Origin of the sequence: Kocuria sp. CPCC 205260, from assembly GCF_040981045.1 — a bacterium.
Lineage (GTDB): Bacteria > Actinomycetota > Actinomycetes > Actinomycetales > Micrococcaceae > Kocuria > Kocuria palustris.
Map to the genome: position 1 here is coordinate 1 of NZ_JAVKPT010000010.1, position 12,355 is coordinate 12,355.

The 12,355-nt window shown below is 70.6% G+C and carries 6 protein-coding genes; 3 read left to right on the plus strand and 3 right to left on the minus strand.

The window, feature by feature from the left end:
- Positions 1–190 precede the first annotated feature (190 nt).
- Positions 191–1,069: a cation diffusion facilitator family transporter gene (locus RF645_RS12140; RefSeq protein ID WP_368819199.1), complete on the plus strand. Its 879-nt coding sequence runs from the start codon at positions 191–193 to the stop codon at positions 1,067–1,069.
- Between the two features lie 139 nt (positions 1,070–1,208).
- On the opposite strand, the gene RF645_RS12145 is transcribed toward RF645_RS12140, so the two are convergent.
- Complete coding sequence (locus tag RF645_RS12145; RefSeq protein WP_368819165.1) at positions 1,209–3,323, minus strand: prolyl oligopeptidase family protein; 2,115 nt, start codon at positions 3,321–3,323, stop codon at positions 1,209–1,211.
- 64 nt (positions 3,324–3,387) lie between these two features.
- On the opposite strand from RF645_RS12145, the gene RF645_RS12150 reads away from it, so the two are divergent.
- Positions 3,388–5,472, plus strand: a complete 2,085-nt coding sequence (locus tag RF645_RS12150; protein ID WP_368819166.1) for an FAD/NAD(P)-binding protein — start codon at positions 3,388–3,390, stop codon at positions 5,470–5,472.
- A 113-nt stretch (positions 5,473–5,585) separates the two neighbouring features.
- On the opposite strand, the gene RF645_RS12155 is transcribed toward RF645_RS12150, so the two are convergent.
- Both RF645_RS12155 and RF645_RS12160 read right to left on the minus strand, forming a co-directional pair.
- Positions 5,586–8,324, minus strand: coding sequence for an ExeM/NucH family extracellular endonuclease (locus tag RF645_RS12155; protein WP_368819167.1), 2,739 nt, complete (start codon positions 8,322–8,324; stop codon positions 5,586–5,588).
- Between the two features lie 113 nt (positions 8,325–8,437).
- Positions 8,438–10,576, minus strand: a complete 2,139-nt coding sequence (locus tag RF645_RS12160) for a bifunctional UDP-sugar hydrolase/5'-nucleotidase (protein ID WP_368819168.1) — start codon at positions 10,574–10,576, stop codon at positions 8,438–8,440.
- Between the two features lie 229 nt (positions 10,577–10,805).
- On the opposite strand from RF645_RS12160, the gene RF645_RS12165 reads away from it, so the two are divergent.
- Complete coding sequence (locus RF645_RS12165; RefSeq protein ID WP_368819169.1) at positions 10,806–12,344, plus strand: amino acid permease; 1,539 nt, start codon at positions 10,806–10,808, stop codon at positions 12,342–12,344.
- Positions 12,345–12,355: the final 11 nt, after the last annotated feature.

The window sequence follows — 12,355 nt, forward strand, 5'->3', positions numbered from 1 at the left end:
GGACTCATCGGTCAACGCTCATGCGGAAACGTGGTGGTCAGGGGCGTCAACGATGTCGTGACGCAGGACACCCCCGTCTCCGCTGCATCAGCCTCGTCAGAGGCGGCAGGACGACCCCCGTGGCGACACGGGGGTCGTTTTTTCGTCGACGCGGACCTCGTCTGGCCTTCCGACAACGAGCATCGCCGCGCTGAGCGGATCGGCTTCGATGGTCGCGGAGGCTGCCCACTCCTGGGCCGACACGGGCAATGAGATCTTCCTGCTGGTGGGCGAGCGGTGCTCGCGTCGGGCCCCGGATGCCTCCCACCCGCTGGGCTACGGCCGTGCCGGGTACGTCTGGGCGATGTTCGCTGCGATCGGCCTGTTCGCCGTGGGCTCCGGGGTCTCGATCTGGCACGGCATCCAGTCCTTGGGCGGCGAGGGCGAGGACGGCGGCTACGGCTGGGCCTATCTGGTGCTCGTCGTGTCATTCGTGCTCGAGGGGACGTCGTTCCTGCAGGCGCTGCGCCAGGCCCGTTCCGGCTCCCATGCCCGCCGCGTCAGCCCGCTGCGCTACATCCGCACCACCTCGGACTCGATGCTGCGTGCGGTGTTCGCCGAGGACTCGGCCGCGCTCGTCGGCCTGCTGATCGCAGCAGGCGGGATGGTCATGCATCAGTTCACCGGAAACGCGATGTGGGATGCCCTGGGCTCCATCCTGGTCGGCGTGCTGCTGGGGGTCGTGGCGGTCGTGCTGATCCGGCGCAATGTCCAGCTGCTCACCGGCGAGGGCGGCAGCCCGCGCGGGCGCAACCGCCTGCTCTCGATCCTCCTCGAGCACCCCGACATCGAGTCCGTGAGCTTGCTGCACACCGAGTGGGTCGGTGCCGACAGGCTGTTCGTCGTGGCTTCCGTGGACGTGACCGGCGATGTCCGGGAGTCCGAGCTGCGCGCCCGGGTCCAGGCCGTCGAAGATCTGCTCGAGCAGGAGCCTGTGGTGCAGCGCGCGCTGCTGACCCTCACCCGGCCCGGAGACCAGACCCGTCTGGGCCTCGAGCCGCTTCCCGAGTGGTACCGCAACGAGTCCTGAGCCGGTCGAGGACCCGATCCTCGCCCCAGACCGGCCGGTTCCCCGTGTGCCCCCTCACCCCCGCCGAGTGGATTCCCAGTTGCGCTATAGGGCCCAATATCGCAACTGGGGATCCACTCGGCGGGGGTGAGGGGGAGGGTCAGAGGGTGGCGGTCACCGCTCGCCACATGAAGTCGTAGGACAGCGCGTGCGAGCGTGCGGCCTGGCGGTTGTCGCCGGCGCCTGCGTGCCCGCCCTCGAGCGTCTCGTGGAACCAGACCCGCTCGTGGCCCTGCCGCAGCATCCGCTCGGCCATCTTGCGCGCCTGCACGGGTCCCACGCGATCGTCGCTCGTGGCGGTCCAGAACAGGACCGGCGGGTACTGTTGCCCCGATTCGACCAGGTGGTACGGGGAGAACGTGCGCAGCCACTGCCACTGCTCCGGGTCCTCCGGATCGCCGTACTCCGCGATCCACGACGTCCCCGCCGACAGCCTCGTGTAGCGGCGCATGTCCAGCAGCGGCACGCCGCACGAGATGCCCGCGAAGAGCTCCGGATACGCGGTGAGCATGTTGCCCACCAGCAGCCCGCCGTTCGAGCCGCCGGCGCATGCCAGCGTGGACGGGGAGCTCACGCCGCGCTCGTGCAGGTCGCGGGCCACGGCGGCGAAGTCCTCGTAGGCGCGGTGGCGCTGCGACTGCAGGGCAGCCCGGTGCCATGAGGGTCCGTACTCGCCGCCGCCGCGGATGTTCGCGATGACGTAGACGCCCGTGCGGCCGGGTGCGGCCCCGCCCGCGCCTGAGGCCTCGACCTTCCGGGTGAGCCACGACCGCCCGATCACCCCGGAGTAGCCGGGGGTGCGCGAGACCTCGAAGCCGCCGTAGCCGGACAGCAGCGTGGGATTGCGGCCGTCCAGCGGCAGGTCCGAGGGGCCCACCTGGTAGTACGGGATGCGGGTCCCGTCGTCGGAGACGGCCCAGTGCTGCTCGACGCTCAGCCCGGAGGCGTCGAAGAACGACGGCGCCTGCTTGAGCGGACGCGGCAGCGACTGCTCCAGGGTGCCGCGCAGGATCGTCGTGGGGGTCAGGAAGCCGCTCGTGGAGACCCAGACGTCGTCGCCGGCCACGGGGTCCTCGTCGTCGACGGCCCACACCGCCGTGGAGCGGTGCTCGCCGGTTCCCTGCATGGGCTCGGAGCGCCAGGTACCGGGCTCGATCACGCGGATCTCGGAGGAGACGTCCGAGAGCAGCTGCAGCACCAGGTGCGAGGCGGTCCACGACCAGCCCTGCAGACTCGTGTGCTCATCCGGGGCGAAGACGACCGTCAGGGAGCGGTCGCCGGCCAGGAAGCTCTCGAGCTCGGCCACCAGCAGGGTGCCGGGCGCGTAGTCGCCCCAGGTCTCCTGCGGCCGCAGCAGCAGCCACTGTCGGTGCGGGTCGGCCTCGACGGTCTCGGGGACGTCGATCAGCGCCGGCTCACCGCCGCGAGCCTCATCCAGCAGAGAGGTCCTCGAGCGGAAGAAGTCGATCGCATCCACGGCCACGGTGCGCTCGAAGCCCTCCGTGTGATCGCGGCCCACCCACGCCTGGACGTGATCGGCGGGCACCGAGAACACGACAGGCGCCTCGGCCAGTTCCTGCCCGCGTGACAGCCGGCGCACCTGGGCCGGGTACGACGACGTCGTGGTCGAGCCCGGACCGGTGTCCGTGCCCACATAGAGCGTGTCCGCGTTGAGCCAGGAGACCGAGGTCTTGGCCGCCGGAAGGTCGAAGCCGCCCTCGTCGGCGGGGACGAACCTGCGCGAGAGCAGATCGAACTCGCGGTAGCGGCGGGCGTCGCCGCCGTCCGGGGACAGGGCGATCAGCATGCGTCGCCACTGGCCCTCGGTGTGCTGGGGGCGCAGCAGCCGCACACCGCCCCAGACCCAGGGGACGCCCTCGGCCTCGGCCAGCACGTCCAGGTCCAGGAGCACGTCCCACTGCGGGTCGTCGCTGAGCCATGACTCCCAGGTCGTGCGGCGGAACAGCCCGCGCGGGTGCTCGGCATCGCGCCAGAATCCGTAGTAGTGCTCGCCGTGCTTGGAGACCATGGGGATGCGGTCATCGGAGTCCATGACCTCGAGCGCGGCGGCCTCGAGGCGCTCGAGCTGCGGGGTCAGCAGCAAGGATTCGCTGCGCTCGTTCTGCTCGCGAACCCACTCGAGAGCGGGCTCGCCGTGGATCTCCTCGAGCCACAGGAGGTCGTCGACAGGGTCTTCGGCAGGGGTCTCGGTCATGGTCCCCACCCTAGGGCCCGGCTCCGGGGCCTCAGGCAGGGTCCGCAGTTCCTATGCTGGGGCCATGACCCCTCCGATGCACCCCGACGAGACCCCTGACGACGAGCCCCGCTCCCGCCCCGTGCCCCGTGTGGTCATCGTGGGCTGCGGGCCGCGCGGGCTCTCGGCGCTCGAGCGGGTCGTGGCGCATGCGGCGGCCACGGGGCGGCGGGTGAAGGTCGACGTCGTGGACCCGTTCCCTCCGGGGGCGGGCCACGTGTGGCGCGCCCGGCAGTCGCCGCGGTTCCTGATGAACACCCCGTCGCTGTTCCCCACCGTGATCGCGGCCGACGGCGCCCTGGAGGTGCCGCCGCTGGAGCCGCTGCGCGGGATGAGCTTCGACGGCTGGCGTCGGGCGATCGTCGAGCGGGGCCTGCCGGTGGAGCTGGACGAGCAGAACCGGGAGGCGCTGCAGCAGCTGGGGGCTGCGGACTTCCCGCAGCGGCGGCTGTACGGCGCCTATCTCGAATGGGTGTTCCGCACGCTGGTCGAGCACGCGCCGCCCACGCTCGAGCTGAGGGTGCACCGCGACGAGGCCGTGGCCGCGCGCCGGGTCGAGACCGGTCGGCACCGCTACGCCGTGGAGATCGGCGGTCAGCAGGAGCTGCTGGCCGATCATGTGGTGCTCGCCCTGGGCCACCTGGACGCGCACCTGAGCCGGGGGCAGAAGGAGCTCGTGGACGGCGCTGCCCAGAACGGGCTGGACTACCGTCCGCCGGTCGTCCCGGCCGACGGCCACTGGGACACGCTGCCGCCGGGTGAGACCGTGCTCGTGCGCGGCATGGGCCTGAACTTCCACGACGTCCTGGCCGAGGTCACCGAGGGCCGCGGCGGCGTGTTCGAGCCCGCCGACGACGGCACCGACCGACTGGTCTACCGGCCCTCCGGCCAGGAGCCCTTCGTGGTGGCGGGCTCGCGCCGCGGGACGCCGTACCGCGCCAAGCCGGAGATCGGCTCCTACTACGCCCGCAGCCTGGAGCACCGCTTCCTGACCCCGGAGACGATCGAGCAGCTCAGGGGCCAGGGCCCGCTGTCCTTCGAGCGCGTCCTGCTGCCGCTGGTGCTGCGGGATGCCCACCGCACCTACTACCGCACGTACGCGCGCGTGCACGCCGATCGCCTGGGCATGCCCGCCGAGGACTTCCTGGTCGAGCTCGACCGGGCGCTGGGGGTTCCCGACGACGACGCCCCCTCCGGGCCCGCGCGCACCGCCCCGGCCGCCCGCAGGGGTGCCGAGCGCGAGTGGGCCCAGGACTCGCAGGAGCGCCTGGCCGAGGACACCGCCGAGGGGCTGCCGTGGGAGGTGCGCCTCGAGCGCCTCGTGCAGAGCGCGGTGCCGGCACCCGAGCGCTTCGACCCCGTGCGGTCGGCCAAGCCCTTCCGCGGGGAGGACTTCGGCTCGCACGAGGAGTATGCGGCCGCCGTCGTGCATCTGCTGGACCGCGATGCCGCAGGCTCAGCCCAGGGTGAGGACGACCCGGCCAAGATGGCCTTCTCGTCGCTGAACTGGTCGCGCACCCTGCTCAAGCAGATCATCGCCGAGGTGGGGCTGAGCGATGCCTCCTGGCACGACGAGCTCCTGCGCACGTTCGCGCCGCTGGTCGAGGGGCTGAGCTCGGGGCCGCCCGCTCTGCGGATCCGTCAGCTGGCGGCGCTGGCCCGGGCCGATGTGGTGCGCTTCCTGGGGCCCGATCCGGTGTTCCGGGTGGACGACGAGCGCGGCTGCTTCGAGGCCAGCTCCCCGTGGGTGGCCGCCGAGCCGTACCGGGCGGGCATCATGCTCGAGGCGATGTCCCCGCCCAACGAGGTCCGGCGCAACATCTCGCCGCTGCTGCAGTCCATGCACGACGCAGGGCTGGTGCGCTCCAAGCCCATGGACACCCGCGACGGCGCCGTGCGGATGCCCGGTGCGGGCCTGGACGTCTCGGAGATCCCCTACCGCACGATCGGCACGAATGACCGGGTCCAGGAGGGCGTGTGGGTGCTGGGGCTGCAGCTGACCTCGGTGCAGTGGGGCACCGCGATCGCCGCCGAGGCCGATGCCCCGGCCGAGCTGGGTGCCCGCACCCTGGCCGACGCCGACCGCGCCGCGCAGCAGATCCTGGACTGAGCCTCCCTCGTCAGCCCACTCGCGCACGATCCCGCGCCTGCGTGCCCGGATGCGCCGTTCGCGGGGTGGCGACGCATCCGCGCACGCAGGCGTGAGAGAAGGGGCTGGGCGGATCAGCGGGTCGAGGTGAAGCGGTCCCGCTGCTGCTGGACCCACTCGCGCAGATCGCCGGACGGGCGGCCGCGTTCGGACTTGCGCTCCTCGGCCAGATCGCGGCCGTGCCCGAAGGTCGGCTGATCGGTGGGTTCAGGGCTGGGCTCCGGCGAAGGATCGGTCGGGTCCGTCGGATCAGTGGGCTCGGGCGACGGCTCCTCCGACCCGCTCAGTGCGATCCCCACCAGGGCCGGGTTGTGGTCCGAGGCGCGGAACTGATCCGGGGCGTAGAGGTCCACCACGTTGTAGTTCGCCCGCGAGTACTCCATGCCCACGGACTCGTTCGCGTTGATCTCCCAGATGTCCGACCCCGTCACGGCCTCGGCGGCAGCCGGGGAGGCCAGGACGTGGTCCAGCGAGCCGGCCTGCCCGTCGAACCAGTAGCTGTGCTGGCCCTCCGGAGCCAGGTTCACGTACCCGTCCTCGTAGAGCCCGAGCATGGGGTCCTCGTGGGTGTAGGAGTTGAAGTCGCCCACGAGGAACGTGCGCTCGGTATCGGCCTTCTCGGAGAAGGACTCGGCGAAGTCCTGCATGGACTCGGCCTGGCGGGTGCGGTCGCCGTTCCAGGAGCCCTGCCCGGTGTCGGCGTTGTCGCCGGAGCCGGAGCCGCCCTTGGACTTGAAGTGGTTCACGACGACGACGAAGTCATCGGCCTCGGTGCCGCCCACGGGGCGGAACTCCTGGGCCAGCGGCTCTCGGGCGTTGTCGAAGTTCGCCTCGTCGACGTGGATCACGGACTCGCCCACGGTCTCGACCTCGCCCGGCTGGTAGATGAACCCGGTGCGGATGACGTCCTCTGCGGCAGGGACCTCGGCGGGGGAGGGGACGTAGTCCCACTTCTGCGTGCCGGCATCCGCATTCAGGGCATCCACCAGGGCGGACAGGGCCTGATCGCGGTCCTTGCCGAAGGCGGCGGAGTTCTCGATCTCCTCGAGCGAGACCACCGAGGAGTCCAGGCCGTTGATCGCCGCGACGATCTTGTCCTGCTGCTGGGCGAACGAGTCCTGGTCGTAGGCCCCGCGCACGTCGCAGTAATCGGCGGTCGTGGGATCGCCCGCGCGGTCCGTGTAGGCCTCGCAGCCGGGCTCGTCCTCGCCCAGAGAGGTGAAGTAGTTGAGCACGTTGAACGTGCCCAGCGTGTAGTCGCCGCCCACGGAGGCCGGGGCGGCATGCTCCGACCGGTCGTTCTCGAACACGGCGGGCACGGCTTCGGGGGTGTCTCCCGTGACCTGCTCGAGCGGCTGGAAGCGCCAGGCATCGTGGCCGTAGCCCAGCACGACCGGCTGATCGAAGCTGACGGTCGAGCCCGTGCGCACCGGATTCTCCAGGGTGAGGTAGGGCAGCGGTTGATCGCCGTAGCGCTCCAGATTCGTGTAATTCCACGTCGAGCCGTCGTCGAGCAGGACGCCGCGGGCGGCATTGTCGGCCTCGACCGCGGCGGCCTCGGTGGAGCCGTGCGGGGCCACGTCGGTCGGTGTGCGCAGCGGGCCCTCGCCGGAGGCCAGCCCGATCTCGCCGTAGGAGTTCAGGCTGTAGTTGTCCGAGACGGTGAACTCCCCGCTGGGCTGCAGCAGCATGCCCTCGAGCTGCTCGCGGGAGGCCTCGTCGGCGGGCCAAGCAGTCTCTGCCGGCTTGACGGCCTCGGCCGGGGCGGTGAGCACCTCGATGCCATCGGCCGGAACGGAGATCTGGGTCTGGCCGTAGAACTCGTTGGCCGTCCCGGTGACCTCCACGTGATCGCCGAGCTGGGCCGCGTCGAGGGCCTCGGGGGCGTAGACGAAGATTCCGTGCGAGGCGCCGTGGTCCTCGCCCAGATCGCCGCCTGTTCCCTCGGTCTGGATCTGATAGCCGTTCAGCCCGCCGGTCGCGTAGACGGCGGTGACCACGCCGCGGGTGGAGACCTGCTGGTCCGGGTACGGAGTGGTCTCGCCCTCTCCCTGGATCTCGGCGATCGACAGCTCCTGGGCCGGTCCCGGCTCGGGGTCGGGAGTCGGCTCCGGATTCGGCGTCTCGGAGCCGTCGCCGGAGGCCGGGGTGACCTGCGTCGACAGCGAGAAGTCGGCGGAGTTGTCGTCGGTGTCCACCGCGTCGGTGCGGTTCAGGGAGCGCGGGTCGGAGTTCGACGACGGGCTGGTGGCCCCGGCGGACTCGAAGGTGTTGGAGTCGCCGTAGCCCAGCAGGTCCACGACCGACTCCGCGCCCGCCGTGCCCTCCACGACGGAGCCGGTCGGCAGGCTCAGGGGCTGGGAGCCGTTGGAGAGCACCAGGGTGCCGCGGGTGCCCGACGGGTTCAGGCTGCCGCCGGCCTCCACATCGGCCGCGGGCAGCGCTGCCCCGTTGGTGCCGTTGGAGGCTCCGCTGACCAGGAAGTGCTCGCCGGGCTGGATGGTCCCGGACAGGCGCACGGTGTTCGACGTCCCCGCCGTTCCGGTCGCGGAGCGGTACTGCAGCGACCAGCCGTCCAGGCTCACGGGCGCATCAGTCGGGTTGTAGAGCTCCACGAACTTGTGCGAGTAGACCGCGTTGGCCGAGCCGCCGCTGAGATAGGCCTCGTTGATGACGACCTCGTCGCCGGCCGGTGAGGCGCTCGCCGGCGCCAGCGTGCTGAGCCCGGCGGGGATGGCCAGCAGGGCGGCCAGGGGAAGAGCGGCCGAGCGCAGGCGCCCGGTGCGATGCTGGGGGGTCTTCTGGGCAGTCATTTCTGGATTCCCTTCGGAGGATGGGGGCAGGGGGTGAGGACGGAGAGGGGAGGGGCCCGTCGGGAGGGATTCCCGACGGGCCCCGGGAGATGAGCTGGGCAGGCGGCTGCGGCTCAGCGACCCGAGCGGCGCTCGCGCTGCTCGAGCACCCACTCGCGCAGATCGCCGGAGGGGCGCCCGCGGTCGGCCTTGCGCTGATCGGCCAGATCGCGGCCGTGCCCGAAGGTCGGGCGATCGGTGGGCTCCGGTGTGGGCTCCGGGTCGCCGGCGACGAAGAGCTCGGCGGGCAGCTGCATAGTGGTGCCGGCTGGGGAGACGACCAGGTAGGCGGGCCCGCCCTCCAGATCGGCGACCTGGACCTCGAGGCTCGCGGCACCGCCCACCTGACCGGAGGCGTCCTTCGCGGGCTCGCCGGTGACCTCGGCGGAGGCCACGACCTCGCCCTCCGGCGAGCCCTTCCGGACCTCGACGGTCTCGTTGGCCACCGCTCCCAGCGAGGTCATGTTCAGCTCGGAGAGCTCGAGGGTCGTGGTGCCGCCCTCGGTCGTGGAGCCGGTGACGTTGACCGCTCGGCGGTCGAACGCGGGCTCCAGAGGAGCGTCGAAGGAGCCGAGGTGGTCCTGGAAGGCCTCGCGGTCGATGCGACCTGTGTCGGTGCTGGCCCCGCCCTCGGTGAAGGCCGTGAAGCCGTCGCCGCCCTCGAGCAGGAAGGAGACCGAGCCGACGGTATAGGTGGCGGCCGGGTCGAGCGGCTGGCCGTCGATCGTGATCGAGGTGATGCGATCACCTGCGGGGCGGGACTCGTCCATCGTGTACTGGACGTTGTCCGACAGCCCCAGGTGCAGGAACGCCCGCGAGGAGCCCTCCGGCTGCCACTGCTGCTCGAGCGCCTTCTCGAACTGGGCGCCGGTCAGCTCGACCGTGTTGAGGTTGTTGGCGAAGGGCAGGACGTTGTTGATCTCGGCCTCAGTGACCACGCCGTCGGCATCGCCGTCGATGATCTCCTCCGGGTCGTCGACGTAGTACAGCTCGTTGCGCAGCCCGCCCGGGTTGATCACGCCGATGTCCACGCCGTGGGACTCCGCCAGCTCGGAGCGGAAGCCCTCGGCCACCTCATTGCCCAGCGCCGACTCGTTCTGGCGGTCGTCGCGGGTGCTGCCGGTGAAGGCGGTGGTGAGGTCGCCGGTGATCTGCCCGGCAGGCGTGGAGCCGATCTGCTCCGCTGTGGCGGTGGCCTCGTCGACGATGCGGTCCACCTCGGCGGTGCGCGGCGAGGAGGCCACGAGCTGCTCGGGGGTCTGGCCCGCGATGAACTCGTCGTAGGAGGTCAGGGTGGGGACCAGGTCGACGTCATCGGCCTCGGCGTCGTAGGTGACCTCCACCTTGCCCAGGTTCGCCATGTAGGAGCCGGTCTGCATGTAGGCCCGGTCGTCGGTGCCGTCGCCGTCCACGTCGTCGCTCACGGTGTACTCGGCGTGGGTGTCGCCGCCGAAGATCACGTCGACTTCCTCGGAGGTCTCGGTCCAGAAGCGGTCCGATTCGGCCTGGGTCTGGCTCGCGGAGCCGTCGTGGTAGGCGGCGATGATGACGTCGGCCTCGCCCGAGGCGGCCAGGTCCTCGGCCACCGCATTGACCTCGGCGACCGGGTCGGTGAAGACCAGGCCCTCCGTGGCCGACGGGGCCAGCTTGGACGGCGTGGCCTGGGTGACCGCACCGATCACGGCGAAGCTCACTCCGTCGCGCTCGAACAGCTCGTAGGCGCCATTTCCGTCGTGGCCCTCGCCCTCCATGAGCAGCGGGCCGGTCTCCGAGCCCACCCGCACGTTGGCGGCCAGGTAGGGGAACTCGGCCCGGTCGACCACGCGCTCGGTGAGGTCGTCGCGGCCCTGATCGAACTCGTGGTTGCCCACGGCGGAGGCGTCCAGCTCGAGAGCGTTGAGCATGTCCAGCGTGGGGTTGTCGTCCTGAGCGGCCGACGTGTACTGCGAGGCGCCGATGTTGTCCCCTCCCGAGAGCAGGAGGTCCTCGGGCCCGCGCTGCGACTCGATGGCTCCGGCGAAGCCCACGGGGTCCTCGTCCAGACGGCCGTGGAAGTCGTTGAAGTACAGCAGGTCGGTGGTGGCCGTGGCGCTAGCAGCGTCGGGGGTGGGCTCCACGGCCTGGGCCGGGACGACGAACGAGGAGGTGACCACGACGCCTGCGACGACGGCGGCGGACAGCGACGAGGCGCGGGAGGGCTTCAGGGCAGACATGCAGGATCCTTGCGAGGCCGAGGATGTGCCCCGCTGCTGGAGCGGCCGGAGCACCTGACCAGGCCAGACGATCATTCCTGGGTGAACCCTGAGTTACCGCTCAGTGCATATTGTGAAGTCAGGTTCGTGGCTCATGTCACTGATGGGTCTCGGGGCGAGTACTGTCTCGGTCTGTTCAACAATGCCCCGAGGACGAGGCATCACTGCTCCTCACCTTGAGAAGGTGCACATGTCACACCCCACTACCGATCCTGCCCCGCAGGACGCCTACGCCCACGAGCAGGAGGGCTTCCACAAGTCCCTCAGCGGTCGCCAGGTCCAGATGATCGCGATCGGCTCGGCCATCGGCACGGGTCTGTTCCTGGGTGCAGGTGGTCGCCTGGCCACGGCCGGCCCGTCGCTGTTCCTCCTCTACGCGCTGTGCGGGTTCTTCGGGTACCTCATGCTGCGCTCCCTGGGCGAGCTGGTCTTGCACCGTCCGTCCTCGGGCTCCTTCGTCTCCTACGCCCGCGAGTTCTACGGCGAGAAGGCCGCCTACGCGTCCGGCTGGCTCTACTGGATGTTCTGGTCCTTCACGGCCGTGGCCGACGCCACCGCCCTGGCCCTCTACTTCCGCTGGTTCAGCCGCTACATGCCGCTGGAGTGGATCGCTGCGATCCCGCAGTGGGCCATCGCATTCGCAGTCGTGATCCTGGTCGTGTCCCTGAACCTGGTCTCCGTGAAGGTCTTCGGCGAGATGGAGTTCTGGTTCTCGCTGATCAAGGTCGGCGCCATCCTGCTCTTCCTCGTGGTGGGCATCTTCTTCGTGCTCTTCGGCACGCCGACCGGGGCGCCCGTCGGGTTCTCCCTCATCGCCGAGAACGGCGGCCTCTTCCCCAGCGGCGTCGTGCCGGCTGCGGTCATGATCGGCGGCGTGGTCTTCGCCTACGCGGGCATCGAGCTCGTGGGCACCACCGCCGGGGAGGCTGCCGACCCGCACAAGGAGATCCCGCGCGCGGTGAACTCGGTGATCTTCCGCATCGCCGTCTTCTACTGCGGCTCGGTCCTGCTGCTGTGCCTGCTGCTGCCGTTCACGGCGTACTCCGCCGACGAGTCCCCGTTCGTGACGTTCTTCTCCTCGATCAACGTTGGCGCGGCCGGCCCGCTCATGCAGCTCGTGGTGATCACCGCGGCCATGTCCTCCATGAACGCCGGCATCTACTCGACCGGTCGCATCCTGCACTCCATGTCCGTGGCGGGCTCCGCGCCCAAGCTGGCCGGCAAGATCAACGCCCAGGGCGTCCCGGTCGGCGGCATCCTGCTGACCGCCGTCATGGCGTTCATCGGCGTGGCCCTGAACATCTTCGTGCCGGAGCAGGCCTTCGAGATCGTCATGAACATCGGCGCGGTCGGCGTGATGGCCGCCTGGGTCACCATCGTGATGTCGCACCGGAAGTTCGTGAAGCTCTCCGAGCAGGGTCTGTACCAGCGCCCGTCGTTCCGCAGCCCGCTGGGGGTCTTCGGCGACTGGCTCGTGGTCGGGTTCGTCGTAGTGGTGCTCTTCCTCATGGCGATCGACTACCCCGTGGGCAGCTGGACGCTCGGCCTGGTGGTCGTCGTGGTCGTGCCCGCTCTGGTGATCGGCTGGTTCGTCGTGCGTGATCGCGTCATGGAGATCTCCCGGACCCGAGACAGCTACACCGATCTCATCCCGATCGGCACGCTGGCCATGCGCGACGACGAGCTCGCGCCGCGCCCGCTGGAGGGTCCGGACGGCGACGGCCGCTGATCCTCCGCGAC